General features: G+C 54.5%; 16 protein-coding genes and 1 tRNA gene. 12 read left to right on the forward strand and 5 right to left on the reverse strand.

Annotation, left to right across the window (positions count from 1 at the left end; all coding sequences use genetic code 11):
* The first annotated feature begins 137 nt into the window (after positions 1 to 137).
* The 7 genes from NQZ67_RS07655 (at position 138) to NQZ67_RS07685 (ending at position 9843) form a co-directional block, all read left to right on the forward strand.
* Positions 138 to 1937, forward strand: coding sequence for a sensor histidine kinase (locus NQZ67_RS07655; protein WP_257444317.1), 1800 nt, complete (start codon positions 138 to 140; stop codon positions 1935 to 1937).
* 5 nt (positions 1938 to 1942) lie between these two features.
* Positions 1943 to 3556 carry a response regulator gene (locus NQZ67_RS07660; RefSeq protein WP_257444569.1) on the forward strand — a complete coding sequence of 538 codons (1614 nt, stop codon included), beginning with the start codon at positions 1943 to 1945 and terminating at the stop codon, positions 3554 to 3556.
* A complete protein-coding gene (locus NQZ67_RS07665) occupies positions 3531 to 4547 on the forward strand; it encodes a sugar ABC transporter substrate-binding protein (protein ID WP_257444319.1) in 1017 nt (338 codons plus the stop codon). Before NQZ67_RS07660 ends, NQZ67_RS07665 begins: the two co-directional genes overlap by 26 nt.
* A 178-nt stretch (positions 4548 to 4725) precedes the next feature.
* Positions 4726 to 6042 carry a spore germination protein gene (locus NQZ67_RS07670; protein WP_257444321.1) on the forward strand — a complete coding sequence of 439 codons (1317 nt, stop codon included), beginning with the start codon at positions 4726 to 4728 and terminating at the stop codon, positions 6040 to 6042.
* A complete protein-coding gene (locus tag NQZ67_RS07675; protein WP_257444322.1) occupies positions 6035 to 7132 on the forward strand; it encodes a GerAB/ArcD/ProY family transporter in 1098 nt (365 codons plus the stop codon). The genes NQZ67_RS07670 and NQZ67_RS07675 overlap by 8 nt, the downstream gene beginning before the upstream one ends.
* Positions 7113 to 8192, forward strand: coding sequence for a Ger(x)C family spore germination protein (locus NQZ67_RS07680; RefSeq protein ID WP_257444324.1), 1080 nt, complete (start codon positions 7113 to 7115; stop codon positions 8190 to 8192). Before NQZ67_RS07675 ends, NQZ67_RS07680 begins: the two co-directional genes overlap by 20 nt.
* A 334-nt stretch (positions 8193 to 8526) precedes the next feature.
* Positions 8527 to 9843, forward strand: coding sequence for an alpha/beta hydrolase family protein (locus NQZ67_RS07685; protein WP_257444570.1), 1317 nt, complete (start codon positions 8527 to 8529; stop codon positions 9841 to 9843).
* Between the two features lie 258 nt (positions 9844 to 10101).
* Here the strand turns inward: NQZ67_RS07685 and NQZ67_RS07690 are convergent, their stop codons facing one another.
* Entirely contained in the window at positions 10102 to 12654 is a 2553-nt protein-coding gene (locus tag NQZ67_RS07690) for an adenosylcobalamin-dependent ribonucleoside-diphosphate reductase (protein ID WP_257444326.1), read from the reverse strand.
* 180 nt (positions 12655 to 12834) lie between these two features.
* On the opposite strand from NQZ67_RS07690, the gene NQZ67_RS07695 reads away from it, so the two are divergent.
* From NQZ67_RS07695 to NQZ67_RS07705, 3 genes are all read left to right on the forward strand, one after another.
* On the forward strand, positions 12835 to 14649 hold the full coding sequence (locus NQZ67_RS07695) for a DEAD/DEAH box helicase (RefSeq protein WP_257444327.1): 1815 nt from the start codon (positions 12835 to 12837) through the stop codon (positions 14647 to 14649).
* Positions 14646 to 15599: a YqhG family protein gene (locus NQZ67_RS07700; RefSeq protein WP_257444329.1), complete on the forward strand. Its 954-nt coding sequence runs from the start codon at positions 14646 to 14648 to the stop codon at positions 15597 to 15599. The genes NQZ67_RS07695 and NQZ67_RS07700 overlap by 4 nt, the downstream gene beginning before the upstream one ends.
* A 124-nt stretch (positions 15600 to 15723) precedes the next feature.
* A complete protein-coding gene (locus NQZ67_RS07705; RefSeq protein ID WP_257444330.1) occupies positions 15724 to 16632 on the forward strand; it encodes a hypothetical protein in 909 nt (302 codons plus the stop codon).
* On the opposite strand, the gene NQZ67_RS07710 is transcribed toward NQZ67_RS07705, so the two are convergent.
* A complete protein-coding gene (locus NQZ67_RS07710; RefSeq protein ID WP_257444332.1) occupies positions 16623 to 16832 on the reverse strand; it encodes a YqzE family protein in 210 nt (69 codons plus the stop codon). The two genes, NQZ67_RS07705 and NQZ67_RS07710, sit on opposite strands and share 10 nt — an antisense overlap.
* A gap of 147 nt (positions 16833 to 16979) precedes the next feature.
* On the opposite strand from NQZ67_RS07710, the gene NQZ67_RS07715 reads away from it, so the two are divergent.
* Positions 16980 to 17714, forward strand: coding sequence for an N-acetylmuramoyl-L-alanine amidase family protein (locus NQZ67_RS07715; protein WP_306812754.1), 735 nt, complete (start codon positions 16980 to 16982; stop codon positions 17712 to 17714).
* Here the strand turns inward: NQZ67_RS07715 and NQZ67_RS07720 are convergent.
* On the reverse strand, positions 17679 to 18560 hold the full coding sequence (locus tag NQZ67_RS07720) for a divergent polysaccharide deacetylase family protein (RefSeq protein ID WP_257444333.1): 882 nt from the start codon (positions 18558 to 18560) through the stop codon (positions 17679 to 17681). The two genes, NQZ67_RS07715 and NQZ67_RS07720, sit on opposite strands and share 36 nt — an antisense overlap.
* 185 nt (positions 18561 to 18745) lie before the next feature.
* On the opposite strand from NQZ67_RS07720, the gene NQZ67_RS07725 reads away from it, so the two are divergent.
* Positions 18746 to 18832 (forward strand) — tRNA-Leu (locus NQZ67_RS07725).
* A gap of 944 nt (positions 18833 to 19776) precedes the next feature.
* Here NQZ67_RS07725 and NQZ67_RS07730 read toward each other — a convergent pair.
* Together NQZ67_RS07730 and NQZ67_RS07735 are read right to left on the reverse strand one after the other, a co-directional pair.
* Positions 19777 to 21240, reverse strand: coding sequence for an arylsulfatase (locus NQZ67_RS07730; RefSeq protein ID WP_257444335.1), 1464 nt, complete (start codon positions 21238 to 21240; stop codon positions 19777 to 19779).
* A gap of 1 nt (position 21241) precedes the next feature.
* Positions 21242 to 23314 carry a heparinase II/III domain-containing protein gene (locus NQZ67_RS07735; protein WP_257444337.1) on the reverse strand — a complete coding sequence of 691 codons (2073 nt, stop codon included), beginning with the start codon at positions 23312 to 23314 and terminating at the stop codon, positions 21242 to 21244.
* Positions 23315 to 23332 lie beyond the last annotated feature (18 nt).

The raw sequence follows: 23332 nt of genomic DNA on the forward strand, positions 1-23332 counted from the left end.
TGCGCGTTTATTGTGTTTTTTTTCGAATGTTTACGCTTCCATATCCTTCGCCACCCGATTTTGATATAGTAAGGGCAAGAATTCGTTTCTTCAGATATAAAAAGATTACCGCTATAGCGAAAGGTTAATTGCCGCTTATGAAGCTGATCAATTGGATTGCCTCCAGCCTGCGGGCGAAGCTGCTCACGATGTTTATCATCCTGACCTGCGTGCCGTTAGTCGCCGTCGGCCTCGTCTCCTATCAGAAATCGTTCCAAACGGTGTTCGGCAACAGCAAAGCGTCTTCGATGATCGCCGGCGAACAGCTGGCGCGCGATATCGACCTGTTATTCGAGGATACCGGCAAGCTGCTGGAGCTCGGCAACGACCCCCGCGTCCTCCATTTTCTGTTCTCGCAAAGCGATACCTATGAAGATGCGAAAGACATTTTAAAAACGATGGATTCCTATCTGGATACCTATAACGACGAGAGCGTGCTCAACATCTCGATCATCAATCTGTACGGAAGAGGCATCAGCGAGCGCCGTGGCGTCTTCCAGCTGGACAGAAACCCGCTGCGCAATCCGCATTTCGCCTATTTGACGAAGCATCCGGACGAGGTGCTGAACGTTCCTCCTTCCCAGTCGTCTCCACTCGACCGGCTCGACGGCTTTCAGTACGCGGACACGGACGTCATCTCCATCATGACCGCCGTCAAGCAGCGCATCACGCATGAGGTGATCGGCTTTATCGTCATCGACATCGACGATCAGCTCGTAGGCCGGTCAATCGACGGGACAAAGCTCGGGGAGACGGGATTCTTCTACGTTGCCGATTCGGAGGGCTCTCCGATCTTCTCGCCTTCAAGCATGCGGACCGGTCAGCTTCCCGCGGCGAATGACGTCATCCTGCATCCCGAGCGGCAATATATCGACTCCTCGCGAGGGAAGCCGAAATTCATATTCGCTGCGGAATCCTCGCGGACCGGCTGGCATATCATCGGCTACGTGCCCCTGCAGGAAATCGTGAAGGAAGCGAATTCCATTAGGCAGATGATCATTATCAGCGTCATCCTAAGCATCGTGTTTGCCATCACGCTCCATTTCTTTATTTCCTCCAGGCTGACCAGGCCCGTCCAGCTGCTGAAGAACAAAATGCAGCTGGCCGCCTCCGGCTATCTGGAAGCGAAGGTCGTGACGACCGGCAAGGACGAAATCGCCAACCTAAGCAACAACTTCAATATCATGCTGGGGAAAATCAAGGGGCTGCTGGATCAAAGCATCAAAGAACAAGAAGAGATGAAGAAGGCGGAGCTTCGGGCGCTGCAGGCTCAGATCAACCCTCACTTTCTCTATAACACGCTGGACTCGATCGTCTGGATGGCGGAGGCCGGTCGCAACAAGCAGGTCATCCTGCTCGTCGAGGCTCTGTCGAAGCTGTTCCGGATCAGCTTAAGCAAAGGACGTGACTGGATCAGCTTCGAGAAGGAGCTGGAGCACGTCCACAGCTATTTGGTCATTCAGCAGATGCGTTACCGCGATATTCTGGACTACGAGATCGATATGGATCCCGCACTACGTCATTATTCGATCTTAAAAACAATCCTTCAGCCGGTTGTTGAAAACGCTATCTATCATGGCATCAAAAACCGGCGGGGCAAAGGTCTGATCCGTATCGTCGGCCGCGGAACCCCGGAGAAGGACATCCTGCTCCTCGTCGAGGACAACGGCGCTGGCATGTCCGCGGAGAAGCTCGAGACGCTTCGCCGCAACCTGCAGCTCCAGCAGCTTCCGGAGGAAACCGGCAAGGAGGTGTCCGGCGGTTTCGGCCTGCATAACGTCCAGCAGCGGATCAGGCTGTATTACGGCGAGGAGTACGGCGTAACGGTGGACAGCGAGGAAGGCGCCGGCACGAAGGTCGCCATTCGAATACCGATGAGAGAGGAGCAGTCCCCTTGAAAAAAGTGATGCTGGTGGATGACGAAATTCTCATCCGCGAAATGGTCAAGGAATGCGTTCCATGGGAGAAGGAAGGCTTTCAATTCGTCGGCGACGCGCCGGACGGAGAAATCGCTTTGCAGCTGATCGAGCAGCTGCAGCCCGATATCCTGATTACCGACATAAAGATGCCGTTCATGGACGGACTCGAGCTGAGCAGCATCGTCCGCAAACGGATGCCGGACATCAAGATTGTCATCCTAAGCGGCCACGGCGATTTCGAATACGCGAGGTCGGCTTTGCGCCTAGGCGTCGAGGAATATGGCCTGAAGCCGGTCAGCGCCGCGAGCATGCTAGAGCTGCTGCACAGCGTCAGCCGCAAGATCGACGAAGAGCGGCTCGAGAAGGAGCGCGCCCGGAAGCAGCTGCTGAGCGAGTCGGAGAAACTGACGATGACGAAGGAAAAGCTGCTGAGCGATCTGTGCTGCGGCTTCCTGACGACCTCCGAAGCGATTCATTGGAGCTCGGCGATCTCGCTTGATTTGATGTCGCCTTACTATGCGGTTGTGATCGCGGATTACCGCGATGCGTCGGCCGATGAGGCGGACATGGAAGAGGCGGTTCTCCCCGCCCCGCTCCCTCATGCCGGAGAGCCTTTGGTATTCAAGCGAAGCCGCACGGAGACGGTGTGGGTTATCAAAGGAGATTCGTCCGAGGAGCTGGAGGAGCGTCTGCGCCGCTTCCGCGAGACGCGGGAGCCCTCCGGTAATCCGGCCCGCCAGACTCCCGCCATCGGGATCGGCAGCATCCATGACCGCCTTCAGGGCATTCATCTCTCCTATCTGGAGGCCGAGGAGGATATGCATCTGCATCGACTGTCCAGACAGAATAAGCGAGAGATGAACCTGAGCGTTTCGGCGCATATGCCGCCCGAGCCGCCCGTCTTCCTGGACCGGTCCAAATTTTTGGACTTTCTCAGGCTCGGAACGCCCGGGGAGGCGGAGACGTTCGTCACCGCTTATTTGGCCGGTTTGAACCGCCATGACTGGGCAGGCTCTCCCCTCGGCTACTACATCCTGAACGATCTGACGATCGAGGTGCTTCATGCCGCCAAAGAATCGTTCCGCAGCATGGGCCCCCACGAGGTCGAGCTGGAACGGTTCCAAGCCGCCATCAGCGCGGTTCGAACGCGGGAAGGCGCCTGCTCCTATCTGATATCCCTTGCCGAGCAGTACTGGAGGTGGCGGTCCGAAGGCGCGGACAAATACGGAGAGCTGATCCTCAAGGTAAAGGCCTACATTGCGGAGCATTACGATAAAGAATACGTGTCGCTCCAAAGCGCGTCCGAATACGTCCGGCTCAGCCCGAGCCATCTCAGCAAGGTGTTCAGTCAGGAAACCGGGCAGACGTTTATCGAATATTTGACGCAGACGAGGATCCAGAAAGCGATGGAGCTGCTGCTGACGACGCATGCCAAATCGTACGAGGTCGCTTTTCAGGTCGGCTACAATGACGCGCACTATTTCTCGAATTTATTCAAGCGGGTAACGGGCATGACGACCAAGCAATTCCGCCAGAACGGCGGACTCGCTCTCGGGACGAAGGGAGACGGCAATGAGGCTGCATTCAAGCTCGGCTAGTAGCTGGCTTCCCGCTATCCTGGCCATCATCGCCCTGCTCACGGCTGCCGGCTGTGTGAAAGAACCGGAAGCTCAGCATCTGCTTACCGTTCCGAGTCCGGTGGCGAAGTCCGAGACGGAGTCCCGACTTTTGTTCGGCATTCTGTATCCGATGGCGCATCCTTTCTACGAAATGATTACGCAATTAACCGAGCAATCGGCTGAGCCTCTCGGAATCGACCTTTTCGTCAAAGCTCCGGATGAAGTGAATCTAGAGCAGCAAATCCGCATGATGGAGCAGATGATCAAACAACGCGTCGACGGGATCGCCGTCAGTCCGGTCGACGGCGACGCTCTGGCGCCCGTCATCGACAAGGCCATCGACGCCGGCATCCCCGTCATCTGCTTCGAGACGGATTCGCCGGGCAGCAAGCGGCTGTCCTATATCGGCGCGGATCATTTCAAGGGCGGGGAGCTGGTCGGAGAAGTGCTCGATCAGCTTCTCAAAGGCAGGGGCATGGTGCTGGTGGAGAGCGGATTCCCCACTATGACGGCGCAGAAGCAGCGGCTGGAAGGCATGCTGCAATATATCGAATCGCATACGGACATCCAGGTGCTCGATATCCGCTATAACGGCGGGAGCGAGGATCAAGCTCTCGCCGACATGGAGATCATGATCGACGGACATCCCCATTTCGACGCTTTTGTTTCGCTGGATTTGTGGTCCGCATCGTCTTCGATTCTGGTATGGAAGGCAAAAGGCCTGAACCGCGACGTCGTCGCCTTCGGCATGCAGTCCGACATCAAGGAGGCGATCCACAACGGACAAATTACGTCCGTCGTTTCGCAGAACGAACAGCAGTGGGGCGAAGAGATCATCGCCGGCCTACTAGCTGCCGCGCATCAAAAGCCGATAATGGAAAGGATCGATACGGGGACTCGCGTCATGACGCGTTCGACGGTCGACTCGTTCCCCGATATAGCCCGGACTCCGTCGCAGACAAGCCGTTGACCCTACTACGGCGGGCATGATTACCTCCAAATGAGAAGCAAACCTCCATTCACGCTCGCTAAGCGCAAATGGAGGTTTTTCTTTTGTCAAAAATGTTCCATTGGGAACTCCGCTCGATGCGCATGATTCCGGCCATTTCGCGCATAATGGTAAAAAAAGGCGAGAGCGAGGCGAAGTCATGAGAATGATCAAGGAGTTAGAGGCCCGGTCGGAGACGGATTCCGACCTGCTATTCCAGCACATACGCTTGGCCGGCCAACCTACAATCTTCATCGCCTTTCGCTCGCTCATCGACCTTCCGGCGACTTTAAACGACCTATATCAGCGGGCCGCTTGGGTTGCCGATCAACCCGAACGCGGCTCCTTGGGCGAGGAGATCACGGAGCCGGAGGAAGAAGCGCTGCTGGCGCTCCTGCTCGGCGGCCAAGCTCTTCTATGGCACGAGAACGGCAATCGTTTCGCATCCCTCACGCCAATTGCCAAATCCTTATCCAGATCCATCGAATCGCCCACGACCGAAAATGTGCTGAGGGGCTCCATCAGCGCATTCGTCGAAGACATCGATACCAATATCGGACTCATCCGCAAGCATGAGCCAAGCGGCAGCTTGCATACACGTGACTTCCGCCTTGGCAGCTCAGGTCAGAAGAGAGTCTCTTTCCTCTACAAGGAAGGAGTGATCGATGCGAAGCTGAAGGAATCCATTACGCAGCGGCTGGTACAGAACGCCGAACGTGACGCTGGCGATCTTCAGCAGCTGGCCTCCCTGCTTGGCTTCCCGAGATGGACGCTTGTGACGAAGTTCAATACATCGGAGCTTCCCCAAGAAGCCGAAACGGCGTTGAACGAAGGCAAAGCCGTCCTGCTGCTCGAACGAATGCCGTTCGCCATCATTCTGCCAAGCTTGATGTGGGACATGTTCGCCGTGCAGAACGATCGGAATTTCCCCGCGATCTTCATGATGCTGATTCGCTTCCTTCGCATGCTTGCCGTCTTGACGAACATTATCATCCCCGGCTTATACGTGGCGCTCGTTTCCGTGAATCCGGATGTCCTTCGCATCGAGATGGCCTTAACGATTGCCAAAAGCCGGGTGGACGTTCCTTATCCTTCTCTCGTCGAGACGCTTCTTCTGCTCTTCATACTCGAGCTGACGCTGGAGGCCAGCATTCGCCTCCCGAAGAGCATCGGGCCGACGGTTACTATGGTCGGTGGCATCATTCTGGGACAGGCCGTCGTCAGCGCCAAGCTGGTCAGCAATTTGCTAATCATCATACTAGCGGCCACCTCCATATCCAGCTCCGTCGTCGTCGGCTTTCAAAATTCGTTTTCCATTCGGCTCTTCAAGTATTTGCTGCTCGTGTTATCCGCGATGTACGGAGTAATCGGGCTGGTAGCAGGTCTGGTCGTCATCTGCGCGTATCTAGCGAGCGTCACCTCGTTTGGCATTCCTTATCTAGAGCTCTACAAGCCGGGGAGGAAGTCGAATGGTTAAGAACGCGCAAGTGATCAGCATGTATTTGCTTATCCACTCGGGCTTGATTTTCTTTTTGTATCCCGCTGACATTATCGAATCGACGGAAGTCGGGCACTGGATTCCGATATTGACCGGATTCGCCATTCACGCCGCCGTTATGTTTGTCTATTTGAAAGGCTTGCGGCTTGCTGACGGACAGAGCGTGCTAGACCTTTTCTCCTCGGCCGGCCGAACCTGGTCCGCGCTTCTGCTTGCCCCGGTATTCGTTTATTTGACTATGGTTCTTGTCATCACCGCAAGGGCTTATTCGGAAATCGTGAATCTGCTTTTTTTGGAGAACACCCCTCTTTGGGCGACAATGGCTCTCCTTCTCGGAGTTTCCGCTTATGTCGCCTCGCTGGGCATCGAGTCGATCATGCGGTCAGGCTTGCTCCTGTTCGGGCTGAGTTTGCCGTTCGCCGTCTTCGTTCTGGCGACCTCCTTCCAGAACGTGGACTGGCATTACCTGCTTCCAAGCATTGACCGTGCATCCGCAAGCTTCTCGTTTTTGTTCGGCGTTCCTTTCCTTAGAAGCTTGTTCGCGTTCGGGGGAGGCTTCTTGTTTCTCGGCTTCATCCAGCCCTCGCTTGATTACAGCCATCGCAGATTGCTCATGTCCAGTCTGATTCTGCTGCCGCTGTTTTTGATTTCGGTGTACGTTCCCCTCTTGACCTTCGGCCAGAACACGTCCGCAACGTTTTTGTTCCCTTTCCTGATGGCGACGGATACCGTTGATGTCGATTATCTCATTTTCGAGAGGACAACGTTGTTCTTCATGCTGAGCATGTTCGTGTTCGTGTTGGTCTTCATGGCTATAGTCACGTGGCAAACGGTCAGGATTGCAACGCATTTCGTTAACCTTCCGTTCAAACCCGCAGTCATGATATGGACCTGCGCGACCTTCATCGCCTGCACGAAAATCGAGGATTGGCAGCAAGTGGAGCGGCTGCTTGGGTGGAATACGTACTTCAGGCTGTACGCGATGTTCGTCATTCCGGCCGCTACGCTCGCGATCGGAATCCGATACGCCAGGAAAGGAGATAACACGAATGAAGCGCGCGCGCAATAAAGCGATTGCTGCCGTTCTGGTATGTCTGCTCATCATGCTGCTCCTTGGCGGATGCTGGGACAACAAAGACATAAACCATCGGTCGCTTCCCATCGTCATGGGTATTGCAAAGAGAGAGTCCCAATACCTGGTCGTGCTGCAAATACCGGAGCCGGGCCTTGGCGCGACCAAAATCCGCCTAGTCGAGGAAACCGGAACGACGATCAGCGAGATCGTCGACCGCATCAGCAAAAACATGGAAAGCCAAATCGATCTCTTGCACTTGAAGGTCGTTCTATTCGAGAAAGGCTATGCGGAGGAAGGCGTCAATGATAGTGTCGAAACGTTCATGAGGGCTCACTCCCTCTCTCCCAAAACGATGACGGCCATCTGCGATGAGCCGATCAATCTCTTCTTCCGCAATATCGATTCGTTTAATAAAAACAACGGAACCATCCTCATTAACTTCTTCGAGAAAAATGCGGGGTGGAACCCCCATATCTCGGCAGACCGCGTTTGGGAGCTGTTCCGAAGCATTCATTCGTACACCCGCGATACCGTCATCCCGATTGTCCGCTCCGGCACGGGGACCGTGATTGAAAGCAACGGATCGGGCGTGATCCGAGGCGGCAAGCTGGTCGAACGGCTTACCTCGGACCAAACCCTGCTCATTAACATGTTCAATGGCATTAGCGCCAAGGGCAAAATCGAAGTCATGGATCACGCGACCGTCGAGATCCTCAGCAGCTCGATTCGCCGCCGGGGCTCAATCGAGGACGGCCATCCGGTGGTGAAAGGAAGGATTTCTCTTAAAGTTTCTTTGATCGAAACGAGGGGGCAGCCGTCCCAGCAGCAGATAAAAAAAGAGGTCGAAGCTTTGTTAAGCGACCGGTTCGACGCCATGCTGAAGAAGTTGAAGGCGCATCAGGCCGACGTCCTTGGAGCAGGCCAATTATTCCGCACCCAATATTCAAGGGATCAGCTGGAGCGTTGGCGGACGGACTACTTCCCTTCCTTGAACGTCGATATCAAGTTCGACACCGTCATTCAGAATACCGGCAAGCTGAAAGCGGACGCGTAGCCTTATTGACCGAAGCATGGGTAACATGAGACTAGATTTGGACTAAAGTCTTGGACGGGATCATCCCGAAGACGGTTCAACTTGAATCCACACTTCAAATACAATGGAAAAAATTCCATATTGAAGGAATGAATATCCAAGTAACGGAGTGATCATGTTGAGTTTGCTCGAGTTCCTGTTACTCATCACGAATACAATCATCTTCATCTTGCTGCTCTTCCAAGCACCGCGTCATCGGCTAGCGATTATTCTAGGGAGCAGTACAGGTCTGCTTGTATTGGCTGCCCACAGCATAATCGAAGGGCTTCGATGGCAGATGTCCTTCTCCTATGTGATGACCGTGATACTCTGCGGCTTATCCTTCCTCCGCTTCAGGAGGGCGAGCGGCCTTCGCAGGAAGCCGCGGCGTATAGCTCGCATTGCCCTAAGCGCTTTGGGAATACTGGCCCTAACGCTCACGGCCCTCCTCGCCTATGCTCTGCCTATTCCCGAGCTTCCTGCACCTACGGGACGCTATGCTGTCGGAACGCAAACGTTCCAATGGACGGACATGAATAGGAAGGATCCCTTCGCAGCCGATCCCGGGGAGAACCGGGAGCTGCTCGTCCAAGTCTGGTATCCCGCCGAGCAGCAAAGCAACCCTGCTCTATCCTCCCTGCTGACAGCAGAGGAACGGCAAATGCTCGCGCAGCGGATAGGAGTACCGGCACTGCTCCTCGATTATCTCAAATATACATCGAGCCATGCCGCCGAGAATGCCGAAGTCGCCGGTTCCCGGACTGAATACCCTCTAATCCTTTTTAACCATGGTTACAGTTCATCGCGTTTATTCCATACGTCCCAGGCCGCCGAGCTTGCCAGCCACGGCTTTATCGTTGCTTCTATTGATCATACCTACGGCACATTCGGAACCATCCTCCCCGATGGGACCATGAAGCCCTTCCGATTGTCAGATAAGCAATTCGAGAATTCGGAGAGCTATAGGGATTATACGGGTCAGGTATGGTCGGACGATATCTCCTACGTGATCGATCAATTCGAGCGTTTAAATGACAAACAAACGGAAAGCCGCTTTGGCGGCAGAGTAGATATGGGGAATGTTGGCGTGATCGGTCACTCCTTCGGCGGCGCCGCTTCCTATGACGCCTTATCCGATCCGCGAATCACAGCGGGCATTAATATGGATGGCACGCTTTTTGGATTCAAGGATCAGACAGCCGCTGCGAAGCCCTTCATGTTCTTATACTCGGAAGCTGCCCAGGAAGCTTTTCATTTGATTCATAGAACCTTTCATTTCACAGACGCCCAGTTTGAAGAGATAGGAATAACGAGAGAACAATTCGAAGCGGAGGCAGATTCGAATTTACAAGAAATGCAGCATCTCCGAAGCCTGTTGAACAACAAAGGAGAAGCCTTCTACATTGCGGGAACGGGTCATCTGAATTACACCGATCTTCCGTTTATCTCTCCGCTTCTAAAGTATATGAATCTGCCAGGCATGACAGGCAAGCTTAACCCCGAGCGCACGGCTAAGATCGTGAATGAAACCATCGTTAGCTTCTTTAGGGAGCATCTCATGGAAGGACAGGATGGTAACGCCGGCGCCAAGACCCGTATGCCCGAGCTTCGTGATATGACGGTTTTCCGATAACGACACCGCATACGATCCGATAGTATTGCGTGTCAAGATATACGGGAACACGATTGACAGAGTTGGCGACAGTGATATTTTGAGGGGATTCGCAAGAGAGGTTAATCTTTTTATGTCATTCATTACTAAAAAACAGCCTCGGAGGAAATATTCCCTTCGGGCTGTTTTTTGCCATAATTACGGACTTAGTGACAGGCTTTGCAATGTGACGTTAACAGCTCAACTCACATACGTCTATTCTGCAGATATCCGTTGCTGTTAACATTTGCTGAAGCCGCAAGTCGAGCACTGCTTGCAGCCTTCCGAATGAATAAGCGTGGCCGAACCGCAGGTAGGGCATAAATCGACCTCATTGCCGGACGGAGCATATGGCAGGGCTTCTCTTGTGGCGACATTGTCACCCGCCTCCTTCTTCCATTCTCCCTCCAAAGCTGCCGCCTGCTGTTCCGATCCGCTCTCGACATGCATCTCGAGCGCTTTGGCGACCGCATCCGCGATGGAATCCACGCGGTTCGCGCCGAAGCCGATCGCGCCGGATCCGCCAATCCCCTTCAGATGCTTGACGAGAAGACGGACTTTGTCCCCATGGTCCCCGTACCTCAGGAATAACGAGCATACTCTGCCTAGCGCCTCCGCCATGGCGAATACGTCCGAGCCCGCTTTGCCTACGTTCAGGAATATTTCCGCAGGGGCGCCGTCGAGATCGTTAATCGTAATGTACGCCATGCCGAACGGCGTATTGATCTTGTACGTGGCGCCTCGCAGCACGGAAGGTCTGCGTTTATATTTTCGGTCGGACACGGCGCCGGAACCTAATAGAGACGCAGGCTGATCTGCAATTACCGGTATATCGGTTGCCGCCTTATCCGACTGCTCCTTTGTGCTGTCTCCTCCCCCTCCCGCCGCCGACAACACCTGCACGTCGCGGCTTCCGTCGCGGTAGATCGTGACGCCCTTGCAGCCCAGCTCATACGCAAGCTCATACAGCCTCTCCGTATCCTCAACCGTGAAGTCCGCGGGACAATTCGCCGTTTTGGAGATGGAGCTGTCCACCCAGCGCTGGATGGCGGCCTGCACGCGAATATGATTTTCAGCCGACAGCTCCATGGCGGAGACGAAATAGTCCGGAAGGTCCTTGCCGGGGTTAGCGTCCTTCCACTCTTGCGCAATGGGGACAAGCTGCTTGTCGTAGCCAAGCCGGCTTTGCCTGTAATATTCGAAGGCGAAATACGGCTCGATGCCCGTCGAGGTGCCGACCATCGTCCCCGTGCTCCCGGTAGGAGCCTGCGTGATGACCGTAACGTTGCGCATGCCGTTCTTGGCGATTGCCTTCCCGACCTCCGGGAACGCGCCGATCAATTCCTGCATGAAGCCGCTTTGAACGAATTTCGCGGAATCGAAAGCAGGGAACGAACCCTTCTCGGCCGCCAGCTGGGACGAAGCGAGATAAGCTTCCTTCGCCATGAAGCCGTAAAGCTTGTCGAGAAGCCGCAGCGACTCCTCGCTGCCGTACCGAATGCGAAGCTTGATGAGCAGCTCCGCAAGACCCATCGTGCCCAGCCCGATCCGTCTCTCCCGCTTCTGGTTCGCTTCGTTCTGCTCGAAGTGGTACGGCGTTTTATCGATGACATTATCCAGGAAACGGACCGACCAGCGCGTCGCCTTGCCAAGCTCCTCCCAAGCGACGTCATGCTGCTTCTCATCGTAAAATTTGGACAAATTGATCGCGGACAGGTTACACACTCCCCATCCCGGAAGGCCTTGTTCTCCACAAGGATTAGTCGATACTATCGGATTAAAGTACCAGCTATTCGATAGCTTATTGTATCGCTCCATGAACACGACGCCGGGTTCGGCCGATTTCCACGCCGATTCGATAATCCGGTGCCATATGTCTTTCGCCCGATGCTTGCCATAAGAAACAATTCGCTTGCCGCGCTTCCGCCAATCATCCAGATCGCCCGTCCACAGCTCGTCGTAATCCGGATCCTTGGTATCGGGGAAGACCAGCTCCCACTCCAGATCGCGTTTGACGGCATCCATAAACGAGTCGCTAACGCACACCGACAAATTGGCGTTCGTCACTTGACCCATCGTCTCTTTGACCGTTATGAATTCAAGCAGATCGGGATGCCAGTCGTTCAGCATAAGCATAAGCGCGCCGCGGCGGCTCCCTCCCTGTTCGATCAAGCCCGTCGTGTAGCTAAATAGCCCGCCCCAGGATACGGCGCCGCTCGACGCTCCGTTCACGCCCTGCACGATGGCGCGCCTCGGCCGCAGCGACGATAGATTCATGCCGACTCCGCCGCCGCGCGCCATAATTTCCGTCATGTCCTTAAGCGTCTCCATGATTCCGCCTCTGCTGTCCTTCGGCGATGGGACGACATAGCAATTGAACAACGTCAACTCGTCGCTTGCTCCCGCGCCGGCTGCTATTCTACCTCCCGGAACAAGCTTCCAATCATCCAGCAGCTCGCGAAACTTTCTCTCCCATTCTACTTGTTTGGCTGGCGTTGCTTCGACGGAGGCCATGGCTTCCGCCAGACGGTCCCACATCTGGTCGGGAGTTTGCTCGATCGGATGAGTCAGGCGATCCGTATTCGTTACGATCGTTTCGCCGCTTGCAAGCCGCACCTCGACCTCCGTACCGTCTCTTCGCACGACCTCGCCGACTTCTTTGACCGGGAATTTCGGGTCGTCTTTGATTAACGCAAGGACGATATCGCCTTTCTTCACCCTGCCGGCATCCGCATGCTTTCTTGCATACCGATCCAAAAATATTTTTTCGCTGAGCCCCTCTAACCGCCGCATTCCTCACCACTCCCTCCAAAGTTCAATAGCACAAAAAATCAACATGTAGTATGTAAAATCATTATAACACACTATATATGGAAAATTTCAATGAAAAACATCACATCTTATTAATATGCTACCGAAAGGTCATACTAATGACATGTATGTTTTTGAAAACTACCGGAAGGAGCGCTCGATATGACATTCGACAATTCGCCCCAAACCGCCGCTGATCCAAGCCAAGCCGTCTCCAAGCGCAAGCTTCATCCCCATGTGGATCTTCAGGTAGACCGAAGCTGGTTCGACGAGCTGCAGCAGCGGATCGGCAAGAATGGTCCATGGGATGACTGGACGCTCTATCAATTGGCTATGGAAGCCGAAGAAGCCAAACGCGTCGAAAGCTTCGAAGAGCTGCAGTGCTTGAAGACGCTGCCCGCGGTCGAGCCGATGCCCCATCAGATCAGCACGGCAAGCAAGGTGCTGCACGAGATGGGCGGACGGGCGATCCTTGCAGATGAAGTCGGCCTAGGCAAAACGATCGAAGCCGGACTCGTGCTCAAAGAATATATGGTGCGAGGACTCGTCAGAAGGGCTCTCATTCTAGTCCCCGCTTCTCTTGTTTTGCAATGGGTACGGGAGCTGAATCAGAAGTTCGGCATATCAGCGGTCGCGCAGAAGAAAGAGCATACATGGGGCTACGACGTCGTCGTCGCATCCATCGATACGGCCAAACGCGACCCGCATCGGGAGCGCGTGCTGGGGACGGATTACGATCTGATCATCATCGATGAAGCCCATAAGCTCAAAAATAAAAAAACGACAAACTATCAGTTCGCCACCCAGCTGCGCAAAAAATATTGTCTCCTTCTGACGGCAACGCCGATTCAGAACGATTTGGACGAGCTGTACAATCTCATTACGCTGCTAAAGCCGGGCCAGCTAGGTGGACAAAGCGAGTTCGCGGCCAATTTCGTCGTCGATAAGCGGCTGCCCAAAAACGAAGATCAGCTGCAGGAAGCGCTGTCGACCGTCATGATCCGCAACCGCAGAGGCGACGGAGGCATTCATTTCACGAGGCGTTTCGTCAAAAACATTCCGCTCTCCCTATCTCCCGAGGAGAAAGCCTTATACGACGCCGTAACCGGCTTCGTGAAAGAACGGTATGACGAGAGCGGCGGCGACATGTCCAGCATGCTGTCTCTCGTAACGCTTCAGCGCGAAGTATGCAGCAGCCGGGACGCGGTATTCCTGACGCTCGTCAATTTGTTTAAAAAAACGTCCGAGGATTCGCCGATCCGTCCGAAAATCTGGGAGCTCGTCGAAAAAATCAAAGGCATCAAAGCGAACACGAAAGCGGAAAAAGCGATGGAGCTCGTCAAAGAAATGAACGAGAAGGTCATCATCTTCACGGAATACCGAGCCACGCAGGAATATTTGCTGCAGTTCTTCCGCAGCCACGACATGATGGCGGTTCCTTACAGGGGCGGCATGAACCGCGGCAAAAAAGACTGGATGATGGATCTGTTCCGCGGCCGCGCGCAGGTGTTGATCGCGACGGAGGCCGGCGGCGAAGGCATCAATCTGCAGTTCTGCCACCACATGATCAACTTCGATCTGCCGTGGAATCCCATGCGCGTCGAGCAGCGGATCGGACGCGTGCACCGGCTCGGTCAGACCGAAGACGTGCGCATCTACAATTTATGCACGCTTGGAACAATTGAAGAGCACATCGTCAACCTGCTGCACGAAAAAATCAATTTGTTCGAGCTCGTTATCGGGGAGCTTGACCACATACTCGAACGATTCGAAGGCGGAGACTCTCTCGAGCAGCGACTGGCGAAAGCCCTTCTGGAATCCGGCAACGATCAGGATTTGCAGCGTCAGCTAAGCATGCTGGGCAGCTCGATCAGCCAAATCCGCGAAGAAGTGAAATCGACAGGGAGCAATCCTTACGCGCCGAAGCCGGATTTGCTCATTCGAACGGACCGACTGGGAACGGAGGTGAACCCGTGAACGCGAAGCAAGTACACAAATTCGTAGGACGTTATCTGGAAGCAACGGAATGCTCCATTTTGGAGAAATCGCCGGCTCACTACACCGTTAAGCTGTCGCCGCAGGCCGACCGCGAGCTGACGAACCGCCCCTATTATTGGAGCTTCGTCGACCGCGTCGGAGCCGAACCCGAGACGATGTCCTTCCTGTTCGTGACGGACAAAGACAAGTACGAAGCCTCCTTGCAAGCGAAGACCGCAATGGAAGAGAAAATAGAGCCTCAACAGCAAGACAGCCAAGCGGCCGCGGCCGATGCCGCTTTGGCAAGGTCTTTCGGTTTCATTAACGGATCCATTAATGCGCCGCGCATCCCGAGAGAAGAGCTCTATTTCGGCTCTCGCAAGCTGGAGCAATTGTTCGAGGCCGCGAAGTCCAATGGCAGCTTCGTCTATTTGTTCCAAGAGCCGGATAAACGAGGCGCGAGCCCGTTTCAGTCGACCGCTTACACCGCTTGGCTGGGCGTGAACATGAAAGTTGAATTCGCCTGCGACCGCAAGCGAGAGGAAATTCACAGCTTCGGCGTATCGCTCGCTACCGGTCATTGCATTGACGGATTTCACGAAAGGCTTCTCAAGGCCAAGCTGACGCCGCGCCTGCCCGCCAACGTTCATGTCACGAAAAACGGCATCTCGTTCGGGAAAGCGCAAACGATTGTCGAGCAGCAGCTGGAGCGCAAGCTGAAAACGTATGACTACACATGGGCGACCGAAGCGGCCAAGAGGCTCGAGGAGGAGCTGGAGCGCATTCAGACTTATTATGAACCGCTAATCGGCCACGCGCTCGACGAGAACAAGCCGGCCATCCAGGAGCAATATGAGCAGCGTAAGGCCGAGATCCGGTGGCAGTATGAGCCCCGCGTGACGGCATCCGCCATTAACTGCGGCATTTTCCACATGGAAGGCATCGAATGAATAATATATGACGGGAATCGGTGGATTACGGCAAAAAAAGGCTGATGCTTCCCTCTCGCGCGGCGACAGGTTGCAACAGCCTTCTCCCTGCTTGTCCGCTACACTGGTAGTGAGGTGATGACAATTGTCCAAGTTTCGCAGCAAGATTTACGTTTCTTGTCTAATAGCGGCATCTCTATTGCTATCGGCTGCCTATAATGGCCCGCATTCTTCCGCTGATGCTGCCGCATCCGCCGTGACCCAAGCAACCGACGAATCCAAGGTGAAGGAGCAAGCCCGAATATGGGTGGACGAGCTGTCGGCCAAAGCCCGTTATGCTTCTTGGAAGAACGCGGCGTTATCCGTATCCGCGCTTGGACCGGGAACTCATAGCTGGCTCGTCCAGCTTACGAATGAGAAGCGCGATATCATCGGTTATCTCGTGATTAATGCCTTGGAGGAAGGCGGACTCCAGCTAGGCGAATACGGAACCGGCTCCTACCCGTTATTCAATGAACAATCGCTGCAGCTATCCCTGCTGCAGCTTGAACTTATCCATTATCAAGCGGAGCGCGTCTATGCCGATCCTCTTCATGCCGTATGGCGCATTACCTCGAAATCGGGGATGTATTACACGGATGGCATGTCGGGAGAAGGCTTACCGATCGCCAAGGATTCGGAGTGGAAGAAAGAGCTTGGCCGGATAAACGCAAAAAAGCATGGTGTACTTGCCTCCCATGCAAAACTTTCAACCGCTTATGGACTTGTCGATTCCTTTGATCCATATGCCAGAATGCCTTGGCTCACGAAGCAGCCGCTCAAGCTTGAAGCGCCTCGTTATTCGGCTCTCCTTCAAGCGCTCAATGATAAAAATGAGCTTCGGTATACAACGGAAGCTTATAAGGGCAAGCTAAGGCAAGTATGGTCCGTCGTCGGCTATGATTTGTGGAACGGCGATCAGCTCTTCCTCGCGCTCGATACGGACGAAGACGGAGCGGATCGCCGGTACATTCCCGTCAATTTGCTGCTGGAGCAAGGCAAATTCTATCTGTGACGCTCTTCGGAGCGTCCTTTGCCGCGCCACCATATGAGCAATCCGGCAGGTCCCCAGCCGAACCATCTGATCAGCCAAGGCTCTCTTGCCGCTTTGGCTGACGTCCTTGCCTGCTTGCGCGTTTCGGCAGGCGTCTCTACATATTCCACGAATCGCTCCGTCATGTATTTAACCAAATCGCTGCCCCCTTTAACCGCCATCACGATCACCTCCTTGCTTGTCACAGTTCTGATAGATTTATCATTCCCGTTTCAAGCGCGCCGTAACCATGCATGAGTTTTCCTCGGAGAAGACACGCTAACCATACGCATCTTATTTGCGATCCAGATCCGTTTGGGAGGGTGTACATGCCAATCTCGCGTCTTTTTGCATCGTTGCGGCTTTCACATACCGGTTGGACCAACATCATCATGGCTGGCTGCCTGCTGTTTCCTTTCGCAGCATCGGCGGACGAGACGATGGGCCGGACAGGCGATAAAGGGCAAGTATGGATGCTGCCCCGTACGGCGGTCATCATCGACGTAGGACATGGCGGCGTAGACGGCGGCGCGTCGTACGGAACAATGCTCGAGAAGGACATTAACCTTGCAATCGCCAGCAAGCTTTATTTGCTTCTGCAAAGCAAAGGCATACCCGCCGTCATGAACCGGACAGGTGATTATGCCTTAAGCGATGAAAACAACTGGCAGCGCACGCGCTCCAGACATCGTAAGGATCTCGCGCAACGGCAGCAGCTTACCAAGGAGATCGGCAGCGAGCTTCTCGTCAGCCTGCATGTTAACTCAGCCAAAAGCAGCCGGAAAAGAGGGCCTCTCGTGCTCCATCAGAATACGGGAGAGAGCGCCCTGCTCGCTTTCTGCTTACAGGATGCTCTAAACCGGCAGCAGCAAACCTCCGCCTACCCCCGTCTCGGCAAACCGTTCTATTTGCTGCGCCGTGTCGATCAGCCGTCCGTCATCGTCGAGATGGGCTTCATCAGCAATGCGGAAGACCGTAACATGTTGACGAATCCCGTGCGCCAGACCGAGATCGCCCAAGCCATTCTTTCAGGGATTCGGCATTATAAGTGGATCTCCCATTGACGCGCGAACCATATCCGATATACGAACGAAGCTGGCCACGGACTGCATGCTAGGGATGGATTGCTTGAGGACGGATGCCGTTTTCTTCCCCGGCGGGCCGACGTGGCCGATCGTCACCGTGCTTTCATGCTTCTCGAGCAGCTTGCGAACCAGATTGACCTGCTTCGAAATATGCTGCTCCGTATAGATGTCATCCAGGAACACGTCATTCGATACGATCGGCACGCCGACTTCATCGGCGATCTTCGGGATGACCGTCTTGTAGGTTGTACGGCTATCCAGGAAAAACAACCCGTGCTCCTTGCAGACCGTCAGCACGACTCGCATGATGCGCTCGTCGGCCGTGATCTTGGAGCCCATGTGATTATTCATGCCAATCGCATGAGGAACATCCGCGATCGCTAGTTCCACGCGGCTCCTAACCTCAGCGTCTGTAAGATTGGACGTAAGCGCGCCCGGGCCTAGCCAGCGCTTCATGCCTTTATTCGGCTCCATCGGCATATGGACGATGACGTCATGGCCAAGCCGATGCGCAGCTTCCGCGTCCTCTTTGGTCGTCGGCATAAACGGCATAACCGCTGCCGTGAACTTGACGGGCAGCCTCAGCATCTCTTCCGTGCCCGCCATCCCGTTCCCGAAATCGTCGATGACGATAGCCACTTTCCTATCTGCCGCGGGAGTGCTCGGACGCTCCGCCCGATCGGCCGCCGGTGAAGAGGATTCGGGATCGGTCACCTGCCTCCATGCCGCCTCGGCCGAGCTCGCGGATGGATACCCTATTGTCGACACCAACACCGCGCACATAGCCGCGATTCTTATCTTTGTAGCAAGCCGGGAATTTGCCATTGCGTTCATCTCTCCTATCATTCGCACTTGCGCTTTGACACGCACCAATATCAGGTACTATCCCCAAACCCTGACAAGATTATGAACCCCGCGTTATGTTGGAATAGGCTGAAAATTTAAACTTTATCCGAATGATTGACTTGTCCGGCCTGTCCGTGCTACTATAGAAAACGTCACTGAGACATGCGGTCGTGGCGGAATTGGCAGACGCGCTAGATTCAGGTTCTAGTGGTGTAACAGCCGTGGAGGTTCGAGTCCTCTCGACCGCACCATATAAAGGGTTCAAGCGCATGAGCTTGGGCCTTTTTTTATTTTTTCTAAAGAGCAAACTTTGCAAGCTTAGGGCTGGCGTCATATTAACGGCGCCTGCTCTTTTTTATCCTGTCTGTCTCTATCCCCGTGAATCATTGGCCACAGCCCCAATATTCTGTTATTTTTCCACCTTTCTTTTGCCTGGCTCAACGATGTCGTTCTACCACCAGGTCTAACTATCCTCTCTTCTCAGGATCTCCTCCAACTGTTTGTTTCTTTGACTTGATCAACTATGTCTTTCTACCACTTTGTCTAGCTATCCCCTTTGCTCAGGGGTTTCCTCCAACCGGTTCGTTTCCCTTTTGCCAGAATTAACGATGTCGTTCTACCACCAGTTCTCACTATCCCCTCTTCTCAGGGCCTCTGACACCAGCTCATTTTTCACCTGGATCAACTAGTCGTTCAAGCTCCAGGTCTAGCTATCCCCACTTCTCAGTGCGTTAATCAACATGGCCATAGGAACATTTCCGTCTGCCACGCACCTTTTTTATTCACCTGATCCGATGGGATAGTGAAGCAAAGGACTCGGTGCCCCACGGCCTTCCATACTCGCTCCTGAGTAGAAGGGATAGTGAACCAAAGAACTTGAAGTCATATGGCCTCCGCATCTGCTCCTGATCTGACAGGATAGCGAATCAATACATTTGTAGCACACAATCCTCACCTGTTCCTGATCTGAAGGGATAGTGAAGCAAAGGCCATGAAACCACGTGGCCCCCCATACTAGCTACTGATTTGACGGGATAGTGAAGCGAAGAACTTAACTTGTAGTCCTACAGCCCGCTGAAGCCAAAGCTGGGATAAAGAATAAGACCAGAAGTCGTGGCGACAACTGGTCTCATTACGTCTCATAATTTGCTTTATTAATCTTCTGATCCCAAGCAAAGATCCACGAAGAGTTCCATTAATATCCTATCTTGTTTCCGACACGCGAGGCGTAATGAGGGGAGATAATCGGCGGCTTGCCTACCTGGCTTACCAGCCGGACTCCGTCCGTCAGCCCCAAACCGCGGGGCTCCAGCTCTGCTATCAGCCTGTTCCTCCAATGCTTAAGCTCCTGAGCATATGCTTCGCTGCCGGCGACGTCGCGGCATTCCTTCGGATCCTCCGTTAAATCGAATAGCTGCTCCGTTCCGAGCCTCGGGAGCCAAATAAACTTCATCTTGCCGTCGGTCACATACTGCATCTCCTGTTCCTCGGCATAACAAGCGCTGTGCTCCCCGTGAACATACTTTCTCAAGCTTATCGAGTCGCCTCTAAGCGCCGGCAGCAGACTGAATCCGTTCACCGTTTCCGGGACCGGAATCCCCGCGGCTTCTAATAGCGTTGGCATGACATCCTGAATCGCGGCAGGTCCATCCATCCTCTTGACGGTTCGGCCCAACGATCGAGGCAGGCGGACGATAAACGGTATGCGGGCCGAGCCCTCGTACGCGTAGGTTTTGCGCCACAGATTGTGATCCCCGAGCATATCGCCGTGATCCGAGACGAACACGATGATCGTATTCTCCATCAAGCCTTCCTGAATCATGAATTGAAACAACCGGCCGATTTGATGATCAATGTGATGAATTGAGCCGTAATAACCAGCCCTTGCGCGCATGATTTCCTCCTTGCTTCGGACGCCTCTCCAGGCGTCCGGCTTGAAGGCTTCTTCCGCTCGGTCATGTATGCCGGCCCAGTCGCCGACATCCGGCGCAGGCAAGGTTTTGCCCCGGTACAAATCGAAGTAGAACGAAGGGGCATCGTATGGGGAATGCGGCCGGGCGAAAGACGTTTTCAGAAAAAACGGCTTGGACGGATCCCTTCGCTTCAGGAAGGCGATCGATTCATTCACCGTCCAATTCGTCGGGTGCAAAAATTCCGGCGCATGATACGGTCTCGCCATCCATGAGTTCCAGCCGATGCCATGATCGGTGAAGCCATAATCGCCTGTCTTATTGCGCTCGAACCAGGCTCTATAGTCCGAGAGGAAGCCAGGATCCTCCGTTCTGCCCGATTCGTCGAGGAGCGTATGATGGAAGCCGTTCAACGAACGCTGCGGGAAAAAATGCATTTTCCCAATCCCCTGCGTATGATAGCCCGCTTTGGCCAGCTCGCCCGGCAGCGTATGACGGAAGCCGGTGCCCATCGGGCCTTGACCGCTGCCCATCCCCAGTATCCCGGTGTGCCAGGGATCCATTCCCGTCAGCAGACTCGCCCTGGCCGGAATGCATGAAGGGCTTGGCGTGTAGGCATGCGTAATTACCGTGCCTTCGGAAGCTAACCAATCCAAGTTCGCCGTCTCGATAACGGAATTGCCGTAGCATCCAAGCGTATCCCAGCGCTGTTGGTCAGTCATTAACAATAAAATATTAGGTTGTTTCATGTTACAGCTCCTCCATGCGCAGCTCCACTTGCTCTCCCAGGCAGCGAACAACAAATCGTTCTTCGAACGATCCGCCTCCAACCGTTAATTCGAACGATTGATCAGCTTGTTCCCGGACGGAAAAGGAAGCAACGTCAGTGCCATCGACGGCGAATACGTTCATGATCCATGCTTCGCCCGCTATGCCGATCCGCAAGCGCTGGATCAATGATTGGCGATCCCGGTCGGGCGGATTATCAGGCGTTCTCGCGGCATACAGGGTACAAGCTTCAGAGCTCCAGAAAAGCTGGTCCATTCGAAGCTTTCCTATCGTCCAGCTCATCCGATCGACATTCGTCGCCGGCCGTTTGCGCTTGTCCTTGAACAACCCCTGCTTAAGCAAGCTTAATCGATAATCCGTCCCTTTCCAATTCCCGCCCCATTCGGCTGCGCCGCTGACATGGTAGGGCAAATCAACCTCCGTACCTTCATTTGCGTTCACTTTGATCAGGTCGAGAAGCAAATGATCCGTCAGCGCATTAATGCGCGTGATGCTAGATCCGTCATACGCCGATTCATTCCACGGGCACATCTCCTCCGGCAAAATAATGCTGCCTTCCATGCGATATTCCCCGCTGCCCCAGGACACGGAAGAAGCTGCCCACTGCCCCCATTGCTCTTCGCCCGACGCGATAAGCCGGCAGTCCGCGGGGGGCTGGTCGGCGCCGTTCAAGCATACGGTGTTGTGCGAGTATGTATGCTTGAACCAGTCGTAGTGGGCAGGCACGGCATACGCGACCGTACCGGGATCGCTGAATATCGGCAAGGCCTCGAAACCAAAAGAAAGGGCCAGCCGGTCCATATGATCATGCTCGCCGCTGAACGGACTGTGCTTCACGATCACATGATACCCTTGGCGGTTCACCAGCTTCGTCAGGCCGCTGCCTTCCGAGCAATGCCACTCGGATGCCAGCTTAGGGATCAATTGACGCTGACCGCCATCCCTATGCTCCATTGGACTGCCGCATATGAGCGCAAACAGGGAGTCTCGGCTTTTGCCGCCCGCATACACTTCCGTCAGCAGCTCCCGGTAAAGCTCATCCCCGAACCAGCCGCTTGCAAACTCGTAATAAGGGATAAAAGACTCGATGCCGACGACTTTGCTTGCGTCGTTCAACGCCGGGAACATACCGCCCGGCAGCAAGAAACGAAGCGGGAAGTCGAACATGCGCTTCAAAGCGTCATTCACGGACGGGATCCTCCGAATATCCCAGTCCGATCCTTCGACCGTAAGCGCATATTGTAGGATCGGCTCCATCGCATAGTAATGGTAAGTAAACGCTCCCTCGTACCAGAAGCCGTCCGGGAGAACGCCTCTCGCTATTTGGTCGTACAACCCGAAGTCGCCATCCAGCCCCGCCCGCTGAATGTCGGCGTCGTGAAGAATAAATCCGAGAATCGAGATTGCCGAGGTAATCAGCACCGCATGATTATGGATTTGGCGCTCCTTATAATCAATCAAGAAATGAGCGCAGGGGCGGAACAAGCCCATCATGATATACTCGCGTTCTTCCGGCTCGAATTGATCGCCAACCCATTGATAGGCCAGCGCCAGATCCATGATCCAATGCGATTCGTCCAGCGTCTGGGCGAACAGCTTGCCCGGGCCGTTGTATGGAATATCGCCGTGGACCTCGAACCCGGCATAATAGCGCGCATAATCGAGAAACGCGTCTCTTAAGTTTGATAACGCTTCCATATCCAGCTCCAGAGCTTGCATGACGGCCAGCTGCTTCATCAGCTGACCGCGCTTGCTGTGGGCAAGACCGATCCAAGCGGAATCGAACGGCTCGCCCTCCCAGAGCTCTCCGCAGCGCGGGCAGCGATGCTCCATCGGCAGCGCCCAATCGAAGGTCAACGCGCAGCCGTCGTGCCTGCAATGATAATAATGCGCCCAGTCGCCTCGTTCGTTCTTCGACACTTCATGCTGGATCAGCAGCGCCTCCCGCGCTTTCAAGCGCAGACTTTGTAATGCGTGCCCAAACTGTTGAAGCCGGGCATTGCTTCTCGCCGTGTTTCTTCTCGACTCGTTCACCGGCTTTGCCTCCCAGTT

The sequence above is a fragment of the Paenibacillus soyae genome, assembly GCF_024623455.1.
In the GTDB taxonomy this organism is placed as follows: Bacteria; Bacillota; Bacilli; order Paenibacillales; family Paenibacillaceae; genus Pristimantibacillus; species Pristimantibacillus soyae.

Bases quoted from the DNA above. Each gene is read 5' to 3' on its own strand.
- NQZ67_RS07655 (WP_257444317.1), top strand. From the start codon at position 138: ATGAAGCTGATCAATTGGATTGCCTCCAGCCTGCGGGCGAAGCTGCTC.
- NQZ67_RS07665 (WP_257444319.1), top strand. From the start codon at position 3,531: ATGAGGCTGCATTCAAGCTCGGCTAGTAGCTGGCTTCCCGCTATCCTG.
- NQZ67_RS07670 (WP_257444321.1), top strand. From the start codon at position 4,726: ATGAGAATGATCAAGGAGTTAGAGGCCCGGTCGGAGACGGATTCCGAC.
- NQZ67_RS07675 (WP_257444322.1), top strand. From the start codon at position 6,035: ATGGTTAAGAACGCGCAAGTGATCAGCATGTATTTGCTTATCCACTCG.
- NQZ67_RS07680 (WP_257444324.1), top strand. From the start codon at position 7,113: ATGAAGCGCGCGCGCAATAAAGCGATTGCTGCCGTTCTGGTATGTCTG.
- NQZ67_RS07685 (WP_257444570.1), top strand. From the start codon at position 8,527: ATGACCGTGATACTCTGCGGCTTATCCTTCCTCCGCTTCAGGAGGGCG.
- NQZ67_RS07690 (WP_257444326.1), bottom strand. From the start codon at position 12,654: ATGCGGCGGTTAGAGGGGCTCAGCGAAAAAATATTTTTGGATCGGTAT.
- NQZ67_RS07695 (WP_257444327.1), top strand. From the start codon at position 12,835: ATGACATTCGACAATTCGCCCCAAACCGCCGCTGATCCAAGCCAAGCC.
- NQZ67_RS07710 (WP_257444332.1), bottom strand. From the start codon at position 16,832: ATGGCGGTTAAAGGGGGCAGCGATTTGGTTAAATACATGACGGAGCGA.
- NQZ67_RS07715 (WP_306812754.1), top strand. From the start codon at position 16,980: ATGCCAATCTCGCGTCTTTTTGCATCGTTGCGGCTTTCACATACCGGT.
- NQZ67_RS07720 (WP_257444333.1), bottom strand. From the start codon at position 18,560: ATGGCAAATTCCCGGCTTGCTACAAAGATAAGAATCGCGGCTATGTGC.
- NQZ67_RS07730 (WP_257444335.1), bottom strand. From the start codon at position 21,240: ATGAAACAACCTAATATTTTATTGTTAATGACTGACCAACAGCGCTGG.